This is a genomic window from Amycolatopsis sp. NPDC043887 (genome assembly GCF_056435665.1).
Map to the genome: position 1 here is coordinate 93,068 of NZ_JBWKEB010000022.1, position 21,956 is coordinate 115,023.

The 21,956-nt window shown below is 68.8% G+C and carries 23 protein-coding genes; 15 read left to right on the forward strand and 8 right to left on the reverse strand.

Translation table 11 applies throughout. The annotated features are described in order from the left end of the window. Positions 1-130 precede the first annotated feature (130 nt). The 10 genes from AC069H_RS38375 to AC069H_RS38420 all read left to right on the forward strand — a co-directional run bounded on the left by AC069H_RS38375 (position 131) and on the right by AC069H_RS38420 (position 11,520). Positions 131-1,540, forward strand: coding sequence for an NDP-hexose 2,3-dehydratase family protein (locus AC069H_RS38375; protein ID WP_478235577.1), 1,410 nt, complete (start codon positions 131-133; stop codon positions 1,538-1,540). Between the two features lies 1 nt (position 1,541). Beyond that, positions 1,542-2,507, forward strand: coding sequence for an NAD-dependent epimerase/dehydratase family protein (locus tag AC069H_RS38380; protein ID WP_478235578.1), 966 nt, complete (start codon positions 1,542-1,544; stop codon positions 2,505-2,507). Further along, positions 2,504-3,613: a DegT/DnrJ/EryC1/StrS family aminotransferase gene (locus tag AC069H_RS38385; protein ID WP_478235579.1), complete on the forward strand. Its 1,110-nt coding sequence runs from the start codon at positions 2,504-2,506 to the stop codon at positions 3,611-3,613. The genes AC069H_RS38380 and AC069H_RS38385 overlap by 4 nt, the downstream gene beginning before the upstream one ends. 16 nt (positions 3,614-3,629) lie before the next feature. Next, positions 3,630-4,247: a dTDP-4-dehydrorhamnose 3,5-epimerase family protein gene (locus tag AC069H_RS38390; protein ID WP_340684967.1), complete on the forward strand. Its 618-nt coding sequence runs from the start codon at positions 3,630-3,632 to the stop codon at positions 4,245-4,247. A gap of 198 nt (positions 4,248-4,445) precedes the next feature. Continuing rightward, positions 4,446-6,161: an ArnT family glycosyltransferase gene (locus AC069H_RS38395; RefSeq protein WP_478235580.1), complete on the forward strand. Its 1,716-nt coding sequence runs from the start codon at positions 4,446-4,448 to the stop codon at positions 6,159-6,161. Positions 6,162-6,505: 344 nt separating this feature from the next. Further along, positions 6,506-7,606: a 3,5-dihydroxyphenylacetyl-CoA synthase DpgA gene (gene dpgA / locus AC069H_RS38400; protein WP_478230718.1), complete on the forward strand. Its 1,101-nt coding sequence runs from the start codon at positions 6,506-6,508 to the stop codon at positions 7,604-7,606. Continuing rightward, positions 7,600-8,262 carry an enoyl-CoA-hydratase DpgB gene (gene dpgB / locus AC069H_RS38405; RefSeq protein ID WP_478230719.1) on the forward strand — a complete coding sequence of 221 codons (663 nt, stop codon included), beginning with the start codon at positions 7,600-7,602 and terminating at the stop codon, positions 8,260-8,262. The genes dpgA and dpgB overlap by 7 nt, the downstream gene beginning before the upstream one ends. Next, positions 8,259-9,476 (forward strand): (3,5-dihydroxyphenyl)acetyl-CoA 1,2-dioxygenase DpgC, encoded by a 1,218-nt coding sequence (dpgC, locus tag AC069H_RS38410; protein ID WP_478235581.1) that lies wholly within the window; start codon positions 8,259-8,261, stop codon positions 9,474-9,476. The genes dpgB and dpgC overlap by 4 nt, the downstream gene beginning before the upstream one ends. Beyond that, positions 9,473-10,270: an enoyl-CoA-hydratase DpgD gene (dpgD, locus tag AC069H_RS38415; RefSeq protein ID WP_478235582.1), complete on the forward strand. Its 798-nt coding sequence runs from the start codon at positions 9,473-9,475 to the stop codon at positions 10,268-10,270. Before dpgC ends, dpgD begins: the two co-directional genes overlap by 4 nt. Before the next feature lie 170 nt (positions 10,271-10,440). Then, on the forward strand, positions 10,441-11,520 hold the full coding sequence (locus AC069H_RS38420) for a 3-deoxy-7-phosphoheptulonate synthase (RefSeq protein ID WP_478235583.1): 1,080 nt from the start codon (positions 10,441-10,443) through the stop codon (positions 11,518-11,520). Positions 11,521-11,623: 103 nt separating this feature from the next. Here AC069H_RS38420 and AC069H_RS38425 read toward each other — a convergent pair whose 3' ends face one another. Then, complete coding sequence (locus AC069H_RS38425; protein ID WP_478235584.1) at positions 11,624-11,791, reverse strand: hypothetical protein; 168 nt, start codon at positions 11,789-11,791, stop codon at positions 11,624-11,626. A 318-nt stretch (positions 11,792-12,109) separates the two neighbouring features. Beyond that, on the reverse strand, positions 12,110-13,021 hold the full coding sequence (locus AC069H_RS38430; protein WP_478235585.1) for an oxidoreductase: 912 nt from the start codon (positions 13,019-13,021) through the stop codon (positions 12,110-12,112). Between the two features lie 86 nt (positions 13,022-13,107). On the opposite strand from AC069H_RS38430, the gene AC069H_RS38435 reads away from it, so the two are divergent. The 4 genes from AC069H_RS38435 (at position 13,108) to AC069H_RS38450 (ending at position 16,111) form a co-directional block, all read left to right on the forward strand. After that, positions 13,108-13,785, forward strand: a complete 678-nt coding sequence (locus tag AC069H_RS38435; protein WP_478230725.1) for a DNA-binding response regulator — start codon at positions 13,108-13,110, stop codon at positions 13,783-13,785. A 276-nt stretch (positions 13,786-14,061) separates the two neighbouring features. Further along, positions 14,062-14,376: a hypothetical protein gene (locus tag AC069H_RS38440; protein ID WP_034313468.1), complete on the forward strand. Its 315-nt coding sequence runs from the start codon at positions 14,062-14,064 to the stop codon at positions 14,374-14,376. Between the two features lie 34 nt (positions 14,377-14,410). Then, a complete protein-coding gene (locus tag AC069H_RS38445) occupies positions 14,411-15,622 on the forward strand; it encodes a WXG100 family type VII secretion target (protein ID WP_478230726.1) in 1,212 nt (403 codons plus the stop codon). 78 nt (positions 15,623-15,700) lie between these two features. Further along, on the forward strand, positions 15,701-16,111 hold the full coding sequence (locus tag AC069H_RS38450) for a hypothetical protein (RefSeq protein ID WP_478235586.1): 411 nt from the start codon (positions 15,701-15,703) through the stop codon (positions 16,109-16,111). Positions 16,112-16,120: 9 nt separating this feature from the next. Here the strand turns inward: AC069H_RS38450 and AC069H_RS38455 are convergent, their stop codons facing one another. Both AC069H_RS38455 and AC069H_RS38460 read right to left on the reverse strand, forming a co-directional pair. Further along, the gene (locus tag AC069H_RS38455; RefSeq protein ID WP_478235594.1) at positions 16,121-17,107 is read right to left on the reverse strand and encodes a glycosyltransferase; all 987 of its coding nucleotides are present in this window, start codon (positions 17,105-17,107) and stop codon (positions 16,121-16,123) included. A 52-nt stretch (positions 17,108-17,159) separates the two neighbouring features. Then, positions 17,160-17,786, reverse strand: a complete 627-nt coding sequence (locus tag AC069H_RS38460; RefSeq protein WP_478235587.1) for a TetR/AcrR family transcriptional regulator — start codon at positions 17,784-17,786, stop codon at positions 17,160-17,162. 112 nt (positions 17,787-17,898) lie between these two features. Here AC069H_RS38460 and AC069H_RS38465 point away from each other — a divergent pair, with 112 nt between their 5' ends. Further along, on the forward strand, positions 17,899-19,251 hold the full coding sequence (locus tag AC069H_RS38465) for a flavin monoamine oxidase family protein (protein WP_478235588.1): 1,353 nt from the start codon (positions 17,899-17,901) through the stop codon (positions 19,249-19,251). Between the two features lie 55 nt (positions 19,252-19,306). Here AC069H_RS38465 and AC069H_RS38470 read toward each other — a convergent pair whose 3' ends face one another. From AC069H_RS38470 to AC069H_RS38485, 4 genes are all read right to left on the reverse strand, one after another. Further along, positions 19,307-19,540, reverse strand: coding sequence for a hypothetical protein (locus AC069H_RS38470; RefSeq protein WP_478235589.1), 234 nt, complete (start codon positions 19,538-19,540; stop codon positions 19,307-19,309). Next, positions 19,540-19,923, reverse strand: a complete 384-nt coding sequence (locus tag AC069H_RS38475) for a hypothetical protein (protein ID WP_478235590.1) — start codon at positions 19,921-19,923, stop codon at positions 19,540-19,542. The genes AC069H_RS38470 and AC069H_RS38475 overlap by 1 nt, the downstream gene beginning before the upstream one ends. A 311-nt stretch (positions 19,924-20,234) precedes the next feature. Next, complete coding sequence (locus AC069H_RS38480; RefSeq protein ID WP_478230731.1) at positions 20,235-20,975, reverse strand: hypothetical protein; 741 nt, start codon at positions 20,973-20,975, stop codon at positions 20,235-20,237. A 369-nt stretch (positions 20,976-21,344) separates the two neighbouring features. Then, positions 21,345-21,815, reverse strand: a complete 471-nt coding sequence (locus tag AC069H_RS38485) for a M23 family metallopeptidase (RefSeq protein ID WP_478235591.1) — start codon at positions 21,813-21,815, stop codon at positions 21,345-21,347. Positions 21,816-21,956 lie beyond the last annotated feature (141 nt).

Here is a 21,956-nt window from a genome sequence, read left to right on the forward strand (position 1 = left end):
GGGGGGCTTGTCGGGCTGTGGTTGGGGGGCCGAGGTCTGGTGGTTGGGCATTTGGGACGGGGGTGGGGGGGGGGGGGTTGGTTCCCCACCCCAACCCCCCCCCCACGACCGCCTACGAAAGGTGAGGTCCATGCTGCCTCTTCTCGCACCCGTGACGGTGCGCCCTCGCGCCGGCCGCGACCACGCCGACCGCATCGCGTTGTCGGCCGCGACGACCGACGGCGTCCACATGCCGACCAAGGACGTCCGCCTGTGGATCGACGAACGCCGTGAGGCCAACATCTTCCACGTCGAACGCATTCCGTTCGCCGAGCTCGACCAGTGGCGGTTCGAGGACGTGACCGGGAACCTCGTGCACAGCAGCGGACGGTTCTTCGCCATCGAGGGGCTGCACGTGGTCGAGGCCGACGGCCCCCACGGCGACGGCCCGTACCGCGAATGGCGGCAGCCGGTCATCAAACAGCCCGAGGTGGGGATTCTCGGCATCCTGGCCAAGGAGTTCGGCGGCGTCCTGCATTTCCTCATGCAGGCCAAGATGGAGCCGGGGAACCCGAACCTGGTGCAGCTCTCGCCGACCGTGCAGGCCACCCGCAGCAACTACACCAAGGCGCACGGCGGCACGAACGTCAAACTGATCGAGTACTTCGCCCCGCCCGACCCGGAACGGATCATCGTCGACGTCCTCCAGGCCGAGCAGGGCTCGTGGTTCTTCCGCAAGTCCAACCGCAACATGATCGTCGAGACCGTCGACGACGTGCCCATGTGGGACGATTTCTGCTGGCTCACCCTCGGCCAGATCGCGGAGCTGATGCACGAAGACGAGACGATCAACATGAACGCCAGGAGCGTCTTGTCCTGTCTGCCGTACCACGACGAGACTCCCGGCGCGCTGCTGTCCGACGTCCAGCTCCTGTCCTGGTTCACGAACGAGCGTTCGCGCCACGACGTGCGCGCGCGGCGCATCCCGCTCACGGACGTCTGCGGCTGGAAGCAGGGTGTCGAAGCGATCGAGCACGAGGACGGCCGGTACTTCAAGGTCCTCGCGGTCGCGGTGAAAGGCAGCAACCGCGAGAAGATCAGCTGGACCCAGCCGCTGCTGGAATCCGTCGGCACGGGTGTGGTCGCGTTCCTCGTCCGCGAGATCGACGGCGTGCCGCATGTGCTGGTCCACGCCCGCGCCGACGGCGGATTCCTGGACACCGTCGAACTGGCGCCGACCGTCCAGTGCACGCCCCGGAACTACGCGCATCTGCCCGCGGAGAGCCGTCCGCCCTTCCTGGACTTCGTGCTGAACGCGCCGCGATGGCGGATCCGTTACGAGGCCATGCATTCCGAAGAGGGCGGCCGCTTCCTCAACGTCCGGGCCCGGTATCTCGCGATCGAGGCGGACGACACCGTCGAGGCCCCACCCGGCTACGCCTGGGTCACCCCCGGCCAGCTCACCGCGCTCACCCGGCACGGGCACTACGTCAACGTCGAAGCCCGCACCCTCCTCGCCTGTATCAACGCCGCGTCAGCACAGCCGCAACGAGAGGCATGAAATGAAGCAGATCACCGTCCTCGGGGCGTCGGGCTTCGTCGGCTCGGCCGTCACGCGCGCGCTGGCGCGGCAACCGATCCGGTTGCGAGCGGTGTCGCGCAGGCGGCTCACGCCGCCCGAAGGCCAGGCCGAGACGACCGTCGTCGCCGCCGATCTCACCGACCGCGCCGCGCTGGCCGAAGCCATCGCGGGTTCGGACGCGATCGTGTACCTGCTCCTCGCGGACGGCGGCTGGCGGGTCGCCGAGACCGAAGAGGCCGAACGCGTGAACCTGGGCGTGATGCGGGATCTCGTCGACGTGGTCGGCGGAAAGCCGCTCGTGGTCTACGGCGGTGCCGCGTCGCAGGTCGGTGTCCCGCCCCGCGAGCCGATCGACGGGAGCGAGACCGACGAGCCGGGGACCCCGTACGACCAGCAGAAGCTGGCGGCGGAACAGGTCCTCAAGAAGGCCACGGCCGACGGCCGCGTGCGCGGGATCAGCCTGCGGCTGCCCACGGTGTTCGGCGAGACGATGACCGAGGGAGCGAACCAGGACCGCGGTGTCGTGTCAGCCATGGCGCGGCGCGCGCTCGACGGGCAGGACCTCACCATCTGGGGCGACGGCACCGTGCGCCGCGACCTGGTCCACGTCGAGGACATCGCGGCCGCGTTCACCGCGGCACTGGCCGCCCCGGAGGCACTCGTCGGCGGCCACTGGCTGCTCGGCGCCGGCCGGGGAGACCAGCTGGCCGACGTCTTCCGGCTCGTGGCGAAGGAAATGGCCGAGCACACCGGGCGAGGTCCGGTGGACGTGCTCTGTGTCGAGCCTCCGTCGCACGCGCCGTCGACGGATCTTCGCAGCGTCACCATCGATTCCACGCCGTTCCGGGCGGTCACCGGCTGGCGTCCGGAGATCTCACTGCCCGAAGGAGTGCGTCGCACCGTCGCCGCGCTGACCACCCCAGTTCACGGAAAGGCTCGCACATGACCACGCGCGTATGGGACTACCTCGCCGAATACGAGACCGAACGGGCCGATCTGCTGGACGCGGTCGAGACGGTCTTCAACTCGGGGCAGCTCGTGCTCGGCGCGAGCCTGCGCGGGTTCGAAACGGAATTCGCCGCGTACCACGGTGTCGGGCACTGTGTCGGTCTCGACAACGGGACGAACGCGATCAAGCTCGGCCTCCAGGCGCTGGGCGTCGGTCCGGGCGACGAGGTGATCACGGTGTCGAACACCGCCGCGCCGACCGTCGTCGCGATCGACGGCACGGGCGCGACCCCCGTCTTCGTCGACGTCCGCGAGGACGACTTCCTGATGGACACCGGCCAGGTCGGGGCCGCGATCACCGAACGCACCAAATGCCTGCTGCCCGTGCACCTGTACGGCCAGTGCGTGGACATGGCGCCGCTGAAGGCACTCGCCGCGAAGCACGGACTGTCCCTTTTGGAGGATTGCGCGCAGGCGCACGGCGCGCGGCAGAACGGCACGATCGCGGGCACGACCGGCGACGCGGCCGCGTTCTCCTTCTACCCCACCAAGGTGCTCGGCGCGTACGGCGACGGCGGCGCGACCCTCACGTCCGACGAGACCGTGGCCGCGAAGCTGCGCCGGCTGCGGTACTACGGCATGGAGGAGCGCTACTACACGGTCGAGACGCCTGCCCACAACAGCCGGTTGGACGAGGTCCAGGCCGAGATCCTGCGGCGCAAGCTCAAGCGGCTCGACGCCTACACGGCGGGCCGCCGGGCCGTCGCCCAGCGCTATGTCGACGCCCTCGGCGACACCGAGCTGAAGCTGCCGAAGACCGTCCCCGGCAACGAGCACGTCTACTACGTGTACGTCGTGCGGCACCCGCGGCGCGACGAGATCCTCGAACGCCTCAAGGCGTACGACATCCACCTGAACATCAGCTACCCGTGGCCGGTGCACACCATGACCGGGTTCGCCCACCTCGGTTACGAGAAGGGTTCGCTCCCGGTCACCGAGAAGCTGGCGGGCGAGATCTTCTCGCTGCCGATGTACCCCGCGCTCTCGCCCGACCTCCAGGACAAGGTCATCCACGCGGTCCGCGAAGTGCTGTCCACCCTCTGACCACAGGAGCAAAACCGTGCAAGCACGCAAACTCGCCGTCGAAGGCGCGCTCGAGTTCACCCCGCGGGTCTTCCCCGACGACCGGGGCCTGTTCGTTTCGCCATACCAGGAAGAGGCGTTCATCGAGGCCCACGGCGGCCCGCTCTTCCCGGTGGCGCAGACGAACCACAGCAGGTCGAAACGCGGTGTGGTGCGGGGTATCCACTACACCGTGACCCCGCCGGGCACCGCGAAATACGTGTACTGCCCCCGCGGCAAGGCCTTGGACATCGTGGTCGACATCCGGGTCGGCTCGCCGACGTTCGGCAAATGGGACGCGGTCCTGATGGACCAGGAGAACTTCCGGACGATGTACTTCCCGGTCGGTGTCGGCCACGCCTTCGTGGCGCTCGAAGACGACACCGTGATGTCGTACATGATCTCCTCGCCCTACGTGGCGGAGAACGAACTCGCCCTCTCGCCCCTGGACCCCGCGCTCGGCCTGCCGATCGACACCGACGTCGTGCCGATCCTGTCCGAACGGGACACGGCGGCCCTCACGCTCGCCGAGGCGGAGGGGCAGGGAATGCTCCCCGACTACAACGCCAGCCTGGAAATCGAACGGCGGCTGTCCGTTCTTCCGCTCTCCGTCTGACTTTCTCTTCCATTCAGCGCCCAGCCGACGAGGGCCATCACGGACCCGACTCGGTGCCGCCGAAACGGCGGCGCCGACCGTGATGGCCCTCGAAGGCGCGGGCGCCCGACCGGGTAATCGATATCCAGGGCGGTCCGGGCGCACCGGTCCGCCGGGGGAAGGACGCCGAACTTGACGCCCGATGGCCTTCAGCCGTCAATGGACACTCCGGACCGGAAAGCACCGTTCATCGCCTGGGCGCGACGCCACCAGCGCTGGTTGCTGGCCGCCGCGGTGATCGCCCTGCTCGGCCAGATGGCGTTCGCGATGATCACGACCGCCGTGGAACAGTCCCCGACCATCGACGAGCCGGTCTACGTCGGCACCGCGGTGGTCTACCTCGAAGAGCACAGCCTGCGGTACAACCCCGAGCATCCACCGATGGGCAAGCTCATCATCGCGACCGGGGTGGCCCTCACCGATCCGAAGGTCGCCCCCGGCTTCACCGGCCACGAGTGGGAACTCGGCAAGCACGTCGTCTACGAGGCGGGCAACGACCCGGAACGGCTGATGCTGTTCGCGCGGCTGCCGGTGATCCTGCTGACGTTGCTGTTCGGACTGGTCGTCTTCGCGTTCGCGTCCGATCTGGCCGGCCGCGCCGGCGGGCTGCTGGCGCTCACTCTGTTCACGTTCTCACCCGACGTCATCGCGCACGGATCGCTGGCGACGCTCGACGTGCCGGTGGCCGGTTTCCTGCTGACGTCGGTGTGGCTGGTGTGGCGCGCCCGGCGCCGCCCAGGCCGCTACCTCCCGCTCGCCGGGCTCGCCCTCGGCGCGGCCACGGCCACGAAAGTGCTTTCCCTGGTGGCGGTTCCGGTGCTGATCCCGCTGGCCGTGCTGTCCGTCTGGCACGCCCGCCGTGCCCGCGGACTCGACCTGAAGACCCCGGCGCTGCTGATCGGGCGCGGCCTGCTGGCGGCCGCCGGGATGGCGCTGATCGCGATCGCCGTCGTGTGGGCCTCCTACCTCGTCGTGGATCCGCGGCTGCGCTGGGAGACGCCGGAGGGAATGCAACCGCTGCACGGAATGCGCACCCTCGTCGACTGGTTGCCGTTCCCGCAGCCGTTGCGGGACGGCATGCGGTTCCAGTTCGAACTCGAAGACCACGTGTGGCACAACTTCCTGTTCGGCAGGCACTACACGGGATCGCTCTGGTACTACGGGCCCGCCGCGTTGCTGGTGAAGACGCCGCTGGGCGCGCTGGCGATCTGGCTGGCGGGCGCCGCCGTGTTGCTGTCGGTCCGGCGGCTGCGCCCGGCCGCGCCGTACGTGCTCCTCCCGACGGCCCTGCTGATGGCCACGGCCATGGTCATCGTCCGCGACAACGGCGTGCGGTACCTGGCCTTCGCGCCGATGTTCCTGGCCGTCGCGGCGGCCGCGGTCGTCGTCGTCCGGAGACGGTGGGTGAAGGCGGCGGCGGTGCTCGTGGTGGCCTTCGCCGCGGTCAGTTCGCTGATGACGTTCCCGTACTACCTCCCGTACTCCAACGAGGCGTTCGGCGGCCCGGAGAACACCCATCGGTACCTGCTGGATTCGAACGTCGACTGGGGGCAGGACCTGGGCCGCCTGGCGGACCGCCTGAAGAAGGACTACGCGGGTGAGCGCACCTGGCTCGTCTACCAGGGGAGCGGATTGCCGTCCCACTACGGCATCGACTCCGCCGACCCGCTCACGGTCCCCGCGGACCAGGTGCACGGGGTGCTCGCCGTGTCGGATTCCGCGATCCTGGGCGCCTTCGACGACCCCATGGGCGGGGGCGGCACCGGTGGAGGCGGCCAGAGCGGCGGCGCCACCGGTGATCTGGCGGCGTTGATCGCCGGCAGCACGCCGGTCGAGAGGGTGGGCCACTCCATGACGATCTACCGGCGTCCGTGAGTGCTTGGCGTCGGCGGCGTAGTGAAGGCCTCCTTCCCTACCCTGAAGGTAGGCAAGGAGCCTTCACGGACAGGTCGCCCGAAATACTGCGCGTCCGGTCTACTTGAGACAGTCGCCCGCCGCGTGTCCCGAAAGTGGCTTTCGCGACACGATTCCCCGGTCCCGAATCGTGAGCCGGTAACGGTTTCCGGCGCGAAAGGGGCTTGGACGCGTTGACCATCGAGATCGGCGAAGCCTAATTTCGGAAATGTCCACTGAGATCCGCGAAAGGTGAGACCAATGCCCGCTGCGCAGGTCAAGCAGCTGCTTCGGAGCAAGCTCAGAACATGGGGGTGGATGTACCGATGACTGCCATCATCGAACCGGCCGAGGACCTTTCCGTCCTCACCGGACTCACCGAGATCACCCGGTTCGCCGGCGTGGGGACCGCGGTCTCCTCGGCGTCCTACTCGCAGGCCGAACTTCTCGAGATCCTCGGCATCGAAGACCCCAAGATCCGCTCGGTCTTCCTGAACAGCGCCATCGAGCGGCGTTTCCTCACCCTGCCACCGGAGGAGCCCGGCGGCGCACGCGCGGCCGAGCCGCAGGGCGATCTGCTCGACAAGCACAAGAAGATCGCCGTCGACATGGGTTGCCGCGCCCTCGAAGCCTGCCTGAAGTCGGCGGGAGCGACGCTTTCGGACCTGCGTCACCTCTGCTGTGTCACCTCGACCGGATTCCTGACCCCCGGCCTCAGCGCGCTGATCATCCGCGAGCTGGGCATCGACCCGCACTGCAGCCGGTCGGACATCGTGGGCATGGGCTGCAACGCCGGTCTCAACGCGCTCAACGTGGTCGCGGGCTGGTCCGCGGCGCACCCTGGCGAACTCGGCGTCGTCCTGTGCAGCGAGGCGTGCTCCGCGGCCTACGCCCTGGACGGCACGATGCGGACCGCGGTGGTCAACAGTCTTTTCGGCGACGGATCCGCGGCGCTCGCGCTCGTTTCCGGCGACGGGCGCGTGCCGGGTCCGCGCGTCCTGAAATTCGCCAGCTACATCATCACCGACGCGGTCGACGCGATGCGCTACGACTGGGACCGTGACCAGGACCGGTTCAGTTTCTTCCTCGACCCGCAGATTCCCTACGTGGTCGGGGCGCACGCCGAAATCGTCATCGACCGGCTCCTGTCCGGGACGGGTCTGCGCCGCAGCGACATCGGCCACTGGCTGGTGCATTCCGGTGGGAAGAAGGTGATCGACGCGGTCGTCGTCAACCTCGGCCTGAGCCGGTACGACGTCCGCCACACCACCGGTGTGCTCCGCGACTACGGGAACCTCTCCAGCGGCTCCTTCCTCTTCTCCTACGAGCGGCTCGCCGACGAAGACGTCGCCCGCCCGGGGGACTACGGCGTGCTCATGACCATGGGGCCTGGCTCCACAATCGAAATGGCGCTTATTCAATGGTGACGCGTAACGAAAACAAGGGCGACCTGGTGCTGCGTTTCGACGGCTCCCGTCCGCTGTCCGCCGCGGCCGTCGAGGAGATCGCCGCGCTCTGCGACCGTGCCGAGGACCAGCGTGAACCGGGACCGGTGACCGTCCACGTCACGGGCGCCCCGCCCGCTGATTGGGCGAAGGGACTCGAGGTCGGCTTGGTGTCCAAATGGGAGCGGGCGGTGCGCCGCTTCGAACGCCTCGGCAGGCTCACGGCCGTGGTGGCGTCGGGCGAATGCGCCGGTATGGCACTGGATCTCCTGCTCGCCGCCGACGTCCGGATCGCCGAGCCGGGCACCACGTTGCGGCTCGCCTGGGCGGGTGGCGGCACCTGGCCGGGGATGACCGTGTACCGGCTCACCAAGCAGGCGGGCGCGGCGGGCATCCGGCGGGCCGTGCTGCTCGGCACCCCGATCGGGACGGACCGGGCACTCGCCCTCAACCTGATCGACGAGGTGTCCGGCGAACCAGCCGCGACACTGTCCTCTTTGGAGGGCAGCCCGGACGGCGCCGAGGCGGCGATCCGGCGCCAGCTGATCTTCGAAGCGGGCTCGACCACCTTCGAGGAGGCACTCGGTTCCCACCTGGCCGCGGCGGATCGCGCCCTGCGGCGGGAAGCCAAGTCGTGACGACGGACAGCGCGCCAGGGCTCGATCTCCGGGCCCTGGCGGGGGAGGCCCATCGGGTCGACGACGAGATCCGGGCGGCGCGCACGGCCTTCGTCGCGGCGCACGCCGAAGAGATCTACGCCGAACTCACCGACGGCCGGACGCGGTACCTGCGCATCGACGAACTCGTCCGGGCCGCCGCGCTCGCCTTTCCCGGTCTGGTGCCCTCGGAGCAGCAGATGGCGGCCGAGCGTTCGCGTCCGCAGGCGGAGAAGGAAGGACGCGAGATCGACCAGGGCATCTTCCTGCGCGGGATCCTGCGCGCGCCGGAGGCAGGCCCGCATCTGCTCGACGCCATGCTCCGGCCCACCGCCAGGGCGCAGCGGCTGCTCCCGGAATTCCTAAAGACCGGTGTCGTGGAGATGGAGGCCGTCCGGCTGGAACGCCGTGACGGCGTCGCGCACCTGACCCTGTGCCGCGACGACTGCCTGAACGCCGAGGACGCCCAGCAGGTCGACGACATGGAGACGGCGGTCGATCTGACGCTGCTCGATCCGTCCGTCCGGGCAGGACTGTTGCGGGGCGGGGTGATGAGCCATCCCCGTTACCTGGGGCGCCGGGTGTTCTGCGCGGGGATCAACCTCAAGAAGCTCAGCGCAGGCGAGATCCCGCTCGTCGATTTCCTCCTGCGGCGGGAAACGGGCTACATCCAGAAGATCTTCCGCGGTCTGCTGACGGACGGTTCCTGGCACTCCAGGTTCACCGGCAAGCCCTGGATGGCGGCCGTCGATTCCTTCGCCATCGGCGGCGGGACCCAGCTGCTGCTGGTCTTCGACCACGTGCTGGCGGCGTCCGACGCGTACCTCAGCCTTCCGGCGGCGAAGGAGGGGATCATCCCCGGGGTGTCCAACTTCCGGCTTTCCCGCATCGCCGGGCCTCGCGTGGCCCGGCAGGTGATCCTCAGTGGCCGCAAGCTCCGGGCGGACGAGCCGGACGCCCGGTCGATCGTCGACGAGGTCGTCGCGCCGGAGGAAATGGACGCGGCGATCGACGGCGCGCTGGCCCGGCTCGACGGGGAGGCCGTGGCCGCCAACCGGCGCATGCTGAACCTTGCCGAGGAACCACCTGAGGAATTTCGCCGGTACATCGCGGAATTCGCGCTGCAGCAGGCTTTGCGCATCTACGGCGCGGACGTGATCGGCAAGGTGGGCGGATTCGCGGTGGGCTCGCGATGAGCGAAAGCCCGGTGCGGTACGAAAAGAAGGACCACGTCGCGTACGTGACGCTGAACCGGCCCGAAGTGCTGAACGCGATGGACCGGCGGATGCACGCGGAACTCGCCGGCATCTGGGACGACGTCGAAGCCGACGAAGACGTCCGGGTGGTGGTCCTGACCGGTGCGGGAGATCGCGCGTTCTCGGTCGGGCAGGACCTCAAGGAACGCGCGCGGCTGACCGAGGAAGGCGTCGAGGCTTCGACGTTCGGCAGCAGCGGTCAGCCGGGGCATCCCCGGCTGACCGACCGGTTCACCCTGTCCAAACCGGTGGTCGGCCGGGTGCACGGCTACGCACTGGGCGGTGGCTTCGAACTGGCGCTCGCGTGCGACATCGTCATCGCCTCCGACGAGGCGGTCTTCGCGTTGCCGGAGGTCCGGCTCGGCCTGATCGCCGGGGCGGGTGGCGTTTTCCGGTTGCCGCGGCAGCTGCCGCTGAAGGTGGCGATGGGCTATCTGCTGACCGGGCGCAGAATAGACGCGGCTATGGCCCTTCACCATGGGCTGGTCAACGAAGTCGTGCCGTTCGCCGAATTGGACCGATGTGTCGCCGAATGGACCGAAAGCCTGGTGCGCGCCGCCCCGCTTTCGGTCCGCGCGATCAAGGAGGCCGCGCTGCGCTCGCTCGACCTTCCGCTCGAAGAAGCGTTCAAAACCTCGTATCACTGGGAAGAACGGCGACGGACCAGTGTGGACGCGAGCGAAGGAGCCCGTGCCTTCGCCGAGAAACGGGATCCGATCTGGACCGGTCGCTGAATTCGGGTTGGACCATTGTTCCGCGTGGCGAATGGTGGAAGATTCCGGGATGGAAGATTTCTCGCGCGAATAATGCCGGGCTTGCTTCTTCGTTCACCCGAGACCGCCGTCCGGGCCGGAAATCCCGGCTTTCCTCCACCCGGTGCCGGCAGAAACCCTGGACATCTGTGATGACAACCCTCGCCACGGTCGAACTCGACAACCAGCGCATCGACCGGATGGTCCCGCTGGTCACGCCCGCCCTGCTGCACCACGAGCTGCCGCTCGGCGCCAACGCGGCCGACACGGTGCGGCAGGGCAGGGAAAACGTCCTGCGCGTCCTCGACGGCACGGACGACCGGCTGCTCGTGATCGCCGGGCCCTGCTCCATCCACGATCCCGCGGCGGCACTCGAATACGCCGACCGACTCGCCGCCCTCGCCGGCCGGTTCGCCGACGATCTCCTGGTCGTCATGCGCGTGTACTTCGAAAAGCCCCGTACGGTCGGCGGCTGGAAAGGGCTCATCAACGACCCGCACCTCGACGGCACCGGCGATGTCAACCGCGGTCTGCGCATCGCCAGGGATCTGCTCCTCGAACTCGCCGAGGGCGGTCTGCCCGCCGCGTGCGAATGGCTGGACACCACCATCCCGGCGTACCTCGCCGACACCGTCTCGTGGGGCGCGATCGGCGCCCGCACGGTGGAAAGCCAGAACCACCGCATGCTGGCCAGCGGGCTGTCCATGCCGGTCGGCTTCAAGAACCGCCGCGACGGCGATGTCACCGTCGCCGTCGACGCCATCCGTGCCGCCGAAGCGCGCCACGTCGTCCCCGGCGTCGACCCCAGTGGCCTGCCCGCGATCCTGCACACGGTCGGCAATCCGGACTGTCATCTCGTCCTGCGCGGCGGAAACAGCGCGCCCAACCACAACCCGGCGTCCGTCCGCGCGGCGCTCACCACCCTGCAGAACGCGGGACTGCCCCGGCGCGTGGTGATCGACGCCAGTCACGACAACAGCCGCAAGGACCATCTGCGGCAGGCCATCGTCGCCGACCAGATCGCCGAACAGATCAAGAACGGTCAGCGCGGCATCGTGGGCGTCATGCTCGAATCCAACCTCAAGGCGGGCCGACAGGACCTCCACCCCGACCGGCCACTCACCTACGGTCAGTCCATCACGGACGCCTGCATCGACATCGCCGCCACCCAGGAGGTGCTCCAGACCCTCGCGACGGCGACCGCCGCCCGCCGGTCCGGAGTGCGTGCTTGAACCCCGAACTCGCGTGCTCGAACCCCGAACTCGCGTGCTCGAACCCCGATCACGGAGTTCCGCCTCTGAGCACGCGAGTTCCGCCCCTGAGCACGCGAGATCGCTACCCGATCGACTCGGCGCAGCTCATCGCCGGGTTCGGCGCGGCGTCGCCCCGGGTCTGCTCACCCCCTCGGTCCACGGCGGGTTCCGCGACGGTGTCGGCGAGTTCCACGGCGACGACCAGCTCGGCGGCCGTCCGATCAAGGTGCGCTTCCTCGTCTTCCGGCAAGGCCCGGACGAGGCGCGTTTCGAGCAGGCGTTCTCGGCCGACGGCGGGACGACCTGGGAGACGAACTGGGTCGCCGTGGATCACCGGATACGCCGGTGAGGCGCCAGTGCGGCGGGTCGTGACTTCTAACGTCCGTGTCTTGGGGGTTTCGCGTGTCGTCCGTCGGATCACGCGTGTCGTCCCATCGGGAACGACCACCTTGTACCCACGCCGGTTCTGCCTGCGCGTGAAGGCCTCCTTCACTACCTTCAGGGTAGGCAAGGAGGCCTTCACGGACCGGCCTTGCGCCCAACCCACGACCGCGAAAGCCCACCCGCGCTAGCTCCCGACGGAGCCGCCGCCGACACCGTCGAGCAGCGCCAGTTCCTCCTCGCTCAACCGGATGCCGCCCGCCGCGACGTTCTCCTCCAGATGCCTGGGGTCACCGGTCCCGGGGATGGCGAGAACGTGCGCGCCGCGGTGCAGCGTCCAGGCGAGCCGGATCTGCGCCGGGGTCGCGTCGTGTGCCGCGGCGACTTTCGCGACCTCGGCCTGCCCCGGAACGGCGTCGGGCGTGGAGGCGCCGGGAAGCGAAGTGGTGACGGCGAAGAAGGGCACGAACGCGATGCCGTGCTCGCCGCACAGGTCGAGGAGTGCGTCGTCCTCCCGGTCTGCCAGGCCGTAGCGGTTCTGCACGCAGACCACCGGAGCGATCGACAGGGCCTCCGTCAGCTGGTCCGCCACGACGTTGGAGACACCCAGATGGCGGATCAAGCCGGCCTCGCGCAGCTCCGCCAGCGCGCCGAAGTGTTCGGCCACCGAGCCGGGCTCCTTGCCCATCGCGGCGCCCCAGCGCAGATTGACGACGTCGAGGTGGTCGAGACCGAGCTGCCGGATGTTCTCTTCGACTTGACCGCGGAGCTGATCCGGGCGTGCGAAGGAGAATTCGCCGTCGCGGGAGCGGCCCGCGCCGACCTTCGTGGTGATCACGAGGTGCTCGGGATAGGGCTGGAGCGCCGTGCTGATCAACTCGTTCGCCGAGCGCGTGGGCGTGAAGTAGAACGAAGCGGTGTCGATGTGGTCGACGCCGAGTTCGATCGCACGGCGCAGGACGGCGATCGCGGACTCACGGCTCTTGGGCTTTTCGTCCCACGGCATCCCGGTCAACCGCATCGCGCCGAGGCCGAGCCGGTTGACGGTCAGGTCGCCGAGCCGCCAGGTACCGGCGGCGTTGTCGTGAAGGTTCGTCATGACCACCAGCGTCGCGACAGGTCCGTCCGTAGTCAGAAAATGGCAACAAGCTGCCACCCGGTCGCGGGTGGGGCAGTATCGATGCCATGCGGACGAGCGACGGGCTCACCAGGGCGGGCGATGCGGTCACCGTCGTGCGCGGCGAAGAGGAGCTGTTCCGCCGGATCGGGCACCTGTTCTCGACCGTGACCGACCTGGCGTGCGCCGCCAACGACCTCGCGACCTGGGTGGCCGAGCGCAGATCGGACGAACTCACCGCGGCCGCCGAGCGCCGGGCCGGCGAGATCCGGGTGCGCAAGATCTACCGGGCCGGACTGCTGCTCGACCCGGGAACCGCGCAGGAGCTCGCGAGGATCCGCGACCGGTTCGGAGCCCAGATCCGGATTTCGACCGAGGACGTCAACGAGACGATCGTGATGGACGGCAGGCTCGTCATCCTGGCAGGCGACCGCGTCGCCGGGCAGCGCGGCTACAGCGTCATCACCCAGCCCGAAACCGTGCAGGGCGTGATTTCGCTGTTCGAGGCGACCTGGCGAGCGGCGACCGACCTCGCCGCCTTCGACGCGCAGGTGTCCGAGATCCGGCAGCTCGCGCCCGCGGTGCTGGACCTGCTCGGCAGCGGCGTCAAGGACGAAGCCGCCGCCCGGAGCCTCGGCCTCGGTGTGCGGACCTACCGGCGACGGGTGGCCGAGCTGATGGCGGCGCTGGGTGCCGAGTCCCGTTTCCAGGCGGGCGTCCGGGCCCGCGAACTGGGTTTGGTCTAGCCCCACCCGGCCGGGTGAGAACCGGCTACGGAAAGTAGCTCAGGCCGTCCGGTATCCCGCTGTCCACAGGCGCCGGGAGGGTAAGATCTTGCCGCCGAGGACGCCGGTGAAATCTTCCGGGAACCAACGCGCGGCCGGGTGCGTCGGTGTACACGAACGGCGTCATCGCGTTTCGGGAAACGGTGCGCACGCGTGGGTGTGAACTCATAGGGTGCGCGGTAGAGCAGTGTGGGTCAGGCAAGCACGCGCGCAGGCGCCGGACTGGAGGGATCATTCATGACTCGCCGATTCGATCCAGAGCAGATCGCCGCGTTGGCCAAGAAGGTCGGCGGGCTCAAGGACGGCTACAGCGGCGCGGGCAAGGACCTGGGCGACGGCGATCCCGGTGGCGCGTTCGGCGACCTGAAGAACGCGGCCAGCACGGGGACCACGATGAAGGGTTTCCACCGCGGCGTGAACGCCGAACTGGCGGCCGCCGCGAAGCTCGTCGACGCCGCGTCGAACGCGTTGGCCAACGCCGCCCAGCGGATGCGGAACGACGAAGCCGCGGGTGTCGACACCCTCCGCGGCGGCGCCCGCGAGCGGGACTGATCGGACTGAAGACGGGAACCAGGGGGATTTACCGATGACCACCGCGGAGCGGAATCCGAGCACGCTCGACGACCCGTCGCACGACCGCCCGAAGTCGTTGGACGCCATCGACAAACACGCCCAGCAGGCGCAGAAGCTCAATTCGAGCGCGGTCAACGACCAGGCGAGGAAGGTCGGCGGCGCGGCAACGAGGGCGAACGATCTCGGCGACGACCTCAAGGTCTTCCGCGACGACGTCCTGCGTAACTGGGAAGGCAAGGACGCCGACGCCGTCGCCGAACACCTCGAAAAGCTCGGCAAGGCCAGCTACAAGGTGAGCGACAAGGCCGAGGCCGCCAAGAACATCCTCCAGCGGGTGTCCGAGATTCTCGACGAGGTCAAGAAGAAGGTCGCACAGCTCGCCCAGGAAGCCAACGACAAGGACGCGGACAACCGCAAGCTGATCGACGCGGCCCGCCGCCGGAAGAACAGCTCGAAGGACGACAACGAGATCGCCGCCGCCGCGACGGACATCGAGCGGCTCCGGCAGCTCAACGAAAAAGACTCGAACGGCAAGAAGGACGAGATCGAGAAAGCGCTGGACGACGCCGAGAAGCAGATCGACGATCTCCTCAAGCCGCTCGGCCTGGAGATCGAAGGCGGTTTCATCGAGCTCATCCCCGCCGACGACGGCCAGACCACGGCGTCGAGCGTCAACGCGAAGCCCGTCAACTCCAACCTGAGCAGCACACCCAGCTACGGCGGGGGAGACGGCGGCGGTGGTGGCGGAGGCGGCGGCGGTGGCGGCGGCCCCGCCGGGGTGCCGGGCGACGGCAGGCCCGCCAAGCCGATCGACGCGCGGGGCGACAACCCGGCGAAGATCGCCGAGCAGTTCCTCGGCCGCAACGCCGGCGACCTCAAGGGCAGCGGCGAGCTGCCGGCCATGCAGTCGTGGGTGCCCAACAACGTCAACTGCGCGAACTTCGTTTCCGGCTGTCTCGAGGCGGCGGGCCTGATCGACAAGGGGCAGGCCAGTGCCTCGGTCGCGGGCCTGACGGCCAACCTCGAAGCGGACGGCTGGCGTTCGGTGCCGCTTTCCGAAGCGAAACCCGGCGACGTGGTGATCTCGAACAACGGCGGGCACGTCGTGCTGTACGCGGGCGATGGCCAGTTCATCGGCTCGAACAACGTCAACCCCGACGGTTCGCAGAAGATCAGCATGGGCGGCGGTGGCGGCCTCGTGAAGATCCTCACCCCGCCGACCTGATCCGACAGAACGCCGTAGCATCACCGGGCCAGCTGATGCGGTCGCTCGCGTCGCTGCCCGCCAGTGGGAGGTAGCTTGATGTACACCCCGTCCGCACGACCCGTCCCGGTGTCGCTGAACCCCGGCGACCCGGTCCGGGAAGCGGTGCTCCAGGCCGCCACCGCCCGGCTCGACCAGGAATTCGGCGACCGGGTCCAGGTGGCCGTGGAACAGCTCGACCGGCTCGGTCCCTGGGTGTTCCTGCAGGGGACGATGCGCGGCACCGAAGCCGGCCGGTCGTACTACGCCGGCACCATCTACGAGAACAAGCGGGCCGACGGCGTCATGTCCGACGTCTACGTCGCGCTGCTCAAGAAGAAGAGCGAAACGAGTGTCGACGACGACGCGCGGTCCTGGCGGGTGGCCAACTGCGCCATCGGCCCGACCGACGTCGCCTGGCTGACCTGGCCGGACGAGCACGAAGTGCCGCAGGAGCTCTTCGGCTTCTGAGCTGATCGCTCAGGAGGCCCATTCCGGCAGCGCACGGGCGATCTCGCCGGGGGAGGGCATCCGGGCGATCTCCTCGGCGATCGCCCTGGCCGCGTCGCGATGGGCGTTCCGGCCCAGCAGGGTCCCGACGTGTTCGGCGACGGCTTCCGCGCTCGGTTCGCCGGGGTGGAGACTCAGCGCGGCACCCGCCGCGCACAGGGCTTCGGCGTTGGCGAACTGGTCGGCTCCCTGCGGGAGGATCAGCTGCGGGACGCCGACCGAGAGCGCGCCGAGGGTCGTGCCGCTACCGCCGTGGTGCACGACCACGTCGACGTGCGGCAGCAGTTCGGCTTGCGGGATCCATGCCCGCACCGTCACGTTGTCCGGTACGGCGCCGAGTTCCTCCGGGCGGACCCGTCCCGAGGCGACCACCACGTGCGCGCCGAGCGGAGCCAGCCCCCGGAGCACGGTGGTGAGCACTTCCGGCGTGCCGAAGGCGGTGCCGAGCGTCAGATAGATCAGCGGACGAGCGGACTTTTCGACGCGCCACGGGGGCACCGCCGGTTCGGAGCAGGGCACGGGTCGCAGTGCGACGCGTTCGGCCGTCGCGAGGAAGTTCTTGTCCTGCAACGACTGCGGGCAGATGTCGAGATGTGGGCGGTCGGGCCGCGTCGGCGGCTCGAGCCCGATTCCGTCCGGGAACATGCGGCCGAACCCGTGCCAGAGGCCGGGGATCCCGGCGCGCTCCGCGGCGACGGCCACCCCGGGCTGTCCCCATTCGTGCACGACGAGGTCGGGCCGGAGTCGTGCCAGTTCCGGTTCGAGATCCTCGGCGTAGATCTCGTAGAACGCGTCCGCCGGGCGAAAAGGCCTGAGACCGTTCCTCAGCAGCGGCGGGTGGACGTTCTCTCCGGCGGCGAAATGCACCTCGTGCCCGGCCTCCCTGGCGGCGATCGCGAGCGGGATCAGCGGATAGGTGTGGCCGACCGACGCAAGGCTGGCGAAGAGGACTCGCATACGCACCGGTTTCATTCAGATGGTCATCCCAGATGTTCAGGACATCTGAATGTTAGCGCGGATGTTTGACGCGCGCGGCGACAGGCTGCGGATCCGCCAGTAACACGATCATGTCCAGTGCCCGTTCGAGATCCCCGTGCGCGCGCACCGGGTCCGGGTGGGCCACGTACTGCAGGATCAGGCCGTCGACCGAGGCGAGCGCGAGCCGTCCCAGCGTGTCGAAGCCGACGGCGCAGCGTTCCCCGGCGGCGATGGCGGCCTGTTCACAGAGCCTGGTCACTAGCGAGATGTAGGCGTCGTACTGGGATCGGGCGAGGTCCGGTGCCTCGCTCCGCAACGAGTAGTTGGAGAGCTCGTACTGCATGATCTGCAATCCGGCGTCACCCTCGACGAGTTTGTCCCAGAACGTCGTGATGCCCGTCCGGAGCGCGTGCTCGAAGCCCCGGTCCGGTTCGAGGCCGCTGCGCAGCGCGTCGGAGATGTCGTCGACGACCGTGCCGATGACCGCGCGCAACAGCTGGTCCTTGCTCGGGAAGACGTAGTGCAGGGTGCCCAGTGAGATCCCCGCTTCGGCGGCCACCGCGCGGAGAGTGGTCCCGGGTACGCCGACGGTGCTGAGCACCCGTATCGCCGCGGCGACGATCTGCCCCTCGCGTTCCGCCGCCTTCACGTAGGCCATCCGGCTTCTCCTTCGTCGGTCGTGTCCGAGTTTCGCATATCGGCTCTTGTGCCGGGTGGAGGCCTGTCCTACTTTGAGTCGGACAACCGACCGACAATTTGGGGAGCCTGCCGTGCACACTGTCGATGTCGTGGTGATCGGAGCGGGCCTCGCGGGGTTGACCGCCGCTCGCGCGCTGACCGGCGCGGGACGCACGGTCGCCGTGCTGGAGGCGAGGGACCGGGTGGCGGGCCGCAACCTCGGTCATGAGCTGGTCAACGGGGTCGCGGTCGAGCTGGGCGGTCAGTGGATCGGCCGGACGCAGACCGAGGTCCTGAAACTCGTCGCCGAACTCGGCCTCGAGACGTTCCCGACTTACGACGACGGGGCGGCGGTGACGGTCTACAACGGCAGGCGCACCACCTACGCGGACGAAACGTTCGGGCTGTCGGATCGGGCGGCGCTCGAAGTCGGCCGGATGAAGTTCGAACTCGAGGCTTTGGCCGAGACGGTGTCGCTCTCCTCGCCGTGGACGTCACTCGAAGCCGCGGAACTGGACCGCAAAACCCTGGACGAATGGCTTCGCGCCGCCACGGACGACGTCGAGGCCCTCGCGTTCTGGGGAGCCGTCGTCCCCGCGGTGTTCTCCGCGGAACCGGCGGAGATGTCGTTGCTGCACTTCCTGTTCTACGTCAAGTCCGCGGGCTCGCTGGACATCCTCGTCGGAACCACCGGCGGTGCGCAGGAATTGCGCGTCGTGGGCGGAACCCACCTGATCTCCGAGCGGCTCGCCGATCGGCTGGGCGACGTCGTCACGCTCGGCGCACCGGTCCGCGGCATCGCCCACCACGCGGACGGGGTCGAGGCGCGCCACGACGGCGGGCAGATCGCCGCCCAGCGGGTGATCGTGGCGATCCCGCCCACGCTGGCGGGACGGCTGCACTACGAGCCGGCGCTCCCGGCGGCGCGCGACGGGCTGACCCAGCAGATCCCGATGGGCAGCGTGATCAAGGTGCAGGTGGCCTATCCGGCGCCGTTCTGGCGCGACGCCGGGCTCAACGGGTTCGCGTTCAACCTGGACGACCCGCTGTGCGTCACCCTGGACAACTCGCCGCCGGACGGCTCTTGCGGCGTCCTCGTCGGCTTCTTCGAGGGCGCCCACGCCCGCGAGGTCGCCCGCCTGTCACCCCGGGAACGCCGCGAGGCGGCGGTGGCCACGCTGGTGAAGCAATTCGGGCCGGAAGCGGCGGAACCGATCGATTACGTCGAACAGAACTGGATGGAGGAGGAGTACACCCGCGGCTGTTACGGCGGCCGCCTCGGCGCGGGCGGGTGGACCCAGTACGGCGCCGCGCTGGCCGAACCGGTCGGGCGGATCCATTGGGCGGGCGCGGAGACCTCCGACATCTGGAACGGCTACATGGACGGAGCCGTCCGTTCCGGGCATCGCGCCGCGGCCGAAGTGCTCGCGCGTTTGGAGCGGTGAACGCAGAAAACCGGCGGCCGGGGGATTCCCGGCCGCCGGTTTTCGTCTTCCGGTATCAGGGGCGGTAGATCTTCTTGACCGTGGTGATCTGGTCTTCACCGTTCACGGTGAGCTGCGCGAGTACCGGGTTGCCTTCGCGCACCTGCTGGATCAGCTGCTTCTTGCCGCACGGCTGGGTGCCGTAGCCCTCGTCGTCGATGGTGACCGATTCGCCAGGGCACAGGGTGGCCGCGCTGAACACCTCCGCACCCGACCCCAGCGGAAGCCGGTACGTCTTGCCGTCGGTCATCAGCTGGAAGCGGCGCCCGAGGGCCTGGTCTCCAGCTGCAGGGAGCTGTTCGGCACGCCGCAGACCACCTCGGTCCCGGATTCCGTCAGACGGGCGCAGGTCCACTTGCCCCGCACGTCGAGTACCCGCTCGCCGGGGCCTTCCGCCTGCGGCAGCTTCTCGTAGTACTCGGTGATCACGTTGTACGCCTCGGTGCAGCCCGGCGTGGTGCCGTCGGTCGCGGCCACCGCGATCAGATCCATCTTCGGCCGCCCCGGCGCGCCGACCTGGCCACCGTGCTTGCTGCAGTTGACGTCGCCGCCCGACGACTCGGCGCCGGAACCACCGGCGGCCGCCCCCTGGCCACCGCCCGCCTGCGCCTGTTCGACGGCCGCGTTCTTCACCGGAGAACCATTTCCCGCGACATTGTTCCCGCCGCACGCGGAAAGGAGTGCGGTAGCGGCGACCGCCCCGCCCACAATGGCCGTTTAGATGGTCTTCTTCGCGGTGAATTTCATTTCAGCGCCCCTCTCGCATTCCTTGGTGAAGCTTTGTCCGGAAGACGCCGGAAGCGGAATGGGGTTGCTTCGAAAAGCCGGTACGGCACAGAGTTGCCCGAAGATTCGAACCGTCGTGTCCTCGGGGGCACGACCTCGGTTCGCCGCGCAACCTCCCCGGCGTGGAACGCGAAACGCCGGGGAGGCCGCGAAGCCGGTTACGGGATGACGCGGTTGCGCAGGTTGTTCGGGTACGGGCCTTCGCCGTGGATGTTCAGCTCGTTGCCCACCTCGAAGCTGTAATACGGGTGCGAGCTGAAATAGCTGTCCAGATTGGTACCGCCGAAGCAGATCAGATCCGCGCCACCGGCCGCCCTCGGCCCGTTGCACAGGCTGAGCGTCGGGTACCGGAACGAATCCACCGGCCGGAAACCGGCGCCGCCGGGGCCGGGAACGGGCAGGTGCCCGATCAGCCCGCCGGGGTCACCCGGCCAGTTCGACTCGACGGGCTGCCGCCGCCCGTCCGCGAACAGCACACCCTGGATGTTCCGTCCGGGCGGTTCGGTCTCCAGCACCGTGCCCGCGACGAGCGCGCCGAGACTGAACCCGACGATGTAGACCTTCGTTTCGAGGTCGCAGCCATAAGTGACGTAGAGGTTGTACAGCGCCGTGCGGAGATTGGCGACACCCGCGTCGACGTCGGCGTACAGATTCACGTCCCCGGCGCCGTTCGGATACGGAATGCGCACCGGGTCGGCGCCGCCGGGCGCGAACGCCCGGTCCAGGAGTTTCTGTGCCCCGCCGTCCTGATATCCCGGCACGACGAACATGACGGGTCCGCACGGGCCATCGGGCCGCGCGGGCGCCGCCTGCGCCGCCCCCGATCCGGCGATGGCTCCGGCCAGGGTGACGACGGACAGGACGGCGGTCGCGAGCAGACGTGCTCCGGCTCTTCTCATCGGTTTCTCCCCACTGTCGAATTTCCTCGACGAACGCTAATGAGCGCCGATGAAATACCGATGAAATGCGGGGAATCACGGGCGCCGTGCCCACTTTCGAGTGAAGTTGTCGTTATGGGCTCAAGTTCGCCGCCGCTGATCGTGAGGTAGTTTTCCCCGGCGTGACGAGCCCAGGGGGCAGCGGCTTCGGCGCCCGAGCCCCGCGCGACCGGCGCCGTGGTGTCGTTCCGGATCTCCGGCGTGGACACCGAGACCGCGAAGAGATTTCACGCGGAGACGTTGCCAGGCCTCGGCTATGCCGACACCCACGACGCGAACCTCGCCATCGTCCGCTACGAGGGCAACGGGCTGACGAGCCACCCGCCGGACTCAGGCCCTGGTGTTGACACTGACCGGCCGGGAACCGGTCCGCGGGATGCCGCCCTGGAGGGTGGACGAGATGCCGACGCGGGTGGAGCAGTTGATGACTTGGTAGTGCAGGTGATGGTCGGTGGCCGCCCCGGTGCGGCCGGACCAGCCGATGACCCGGCCCTGCGGGACACAGGTGCCCGCGTTGTAGATGGCCCGGTTCAGGTGCGCGTAGTGCGTGCAAGTGCCGTTGGAGTGCCGGATGATCACCTCGATGCCGTTCTGCCGATACGGCGACCAGTCCGAGACGAGGATCTGGCCGCCCTGTGCGGCGGAAACCTCGTAGTTGGCCGGAAGAGCGAAATCCCAGGCGTATTCGTTGTAGGCGCCGACGTGGGAGAACGTTCCCTCGGGCCCTTGGGTGACCGTGTACGCCTCACCCGCCGGGTTCTGGACTGGCCGACGGGAGCCGACTGTGCCCTGAGTGTCCACAAGGGACGCTTTCCGGCGACGGAATGCCTGTTTCGCGACTGGATGCCCGGTCTGGCGACTGTCGTGAGTGGCAATGGTCGTTCCAGCCCAATGCCACGTAGCTTAAGTTGATCTTGGATGGTGGTCTTGATCGCAAGCGGT

Excerpts from the sequence above, each read along its gene's own strand:
- AC069H_RS38375 (WP_478235577.1), top strand. The coding sequence starts at position 131 with ATGCTGCCTCTTCTCGCACCCGTGACGGTGCGCCCTCGCGCCGGCCGC.
- AC069H_RS38380 (WP_478235578.1), top strand. The coding sequence starts at position 1,542 with ATGAAGCAGATCACCGTCCTCGGGGCGTCGGGCTTCGTCGGCTCGGCC.
- AC069H_RS38385 (WP_478235579.1), top strand. The coding sequence starts at position 2,504 with ATGACCACGCGCGTATGGGACTACCTCGCCGAATACGAGACCGAACGG.
- AC069H_RS38395 (WP_478235580.1), top strand. The coding sequence starts at position 4,446 with ATGGACACTCCGGACCGGAAAGCACCGTTCATCGCCTGGGCGCGACGC.
- dpgA (WP_478230718.1), top strand. The coding sequence starts at position 6,506 with ATGACTGCCATCATCGAACCGGCCGAGGACCTTTCCGTCCTCACCGGA.
- dpgB (WP_478230719.1), top strand. The coding sequence starts at position 7,600 with ATGGTGACGCGTAACGAAAACAAGGGCGACCTGGTGCTGCGTTTCGAC.
- dpgD (WP_478235582.1), top strand. The coding sequence starts at position 9,473 with ATGAGCGAAAGCCCGGTGCGGTACGAAAAGAAGGACCACGTCGCGTAC.
- AC069H_RS38420 (WP_478235583.1), top strand. The coding sequence starts at position 10,441 with ATGACAACCCTCGCCACGGTCGAACTCGACAACCAGCGCATCGACCGG.
- AC069H_RS38430 (WP_478235585.1), bottom strand. The coding sequence starts at position 13,021 with ATGACGAACCTTCACGACAACGCCGCCGGTACCTGGCGGCTCGGCGAC.
- AC069H_RS38435 (WP_478230725.1), top strand. The coding sequence starts at position 13,108 with ATGCGGACGAGCGACGGGCTCACCAGGGCGGGCGATGCGGTCACCGTC.
- AC069H_RS38440 (WP_034313468.1), top strand. The coding sequence starts at position 14,062 with ATGACTCGCCGATTCGATCCAGAGCAGATCGCCGCGTTGGCCAAGAAG.
- AC069H_RS38445 (WP_478230726.1), top strand. The coding sequence starts at position 14,411 with ATGACCACCGCGGAGCGGAATCCGAGCACGCTCGACGACCCGTCGCAC.
- AC069H_RS38450 (WP_478235586.1), top strand. The coding sequence starts at position 15,701 with ATGTACACCCCGTCCGCACGACCCGTCCCGGTGTCGCTGAACCCCGGC.
- AC069H_RS38455 (WP_478235594.1), bottom strand. The coding sequence starts at position 17,107 with ATGCGAGTCCTCTTCGCCAGCCTTGCGTCGGTCGGCCACACCTATCCG.
- AC069H_RS38460 (WP_478235587.1), bottom strand. The coding sequence starts at position 17,786 with ATGGCCTACGTGAAGGCGGCGGAACGCGAGGGGCAGATCGTCGCCGCG.
- AC069H_RS38470 (WP_478235589.1), bottom strand. The coding sequence starts at position 19,540 with ATGACCGACGGCAAGACGTACCGGCTTCCGCTGGGGTCGGGTGCGGAG.
- AC069H_RS38480 (WP_478230731.1), bottom strand. The coding sequence starts at position 20,975 with ATGAGAAGAGCCGGAGCACGTCTGCTCGCGACCGCCGTCCTGTCCGTC.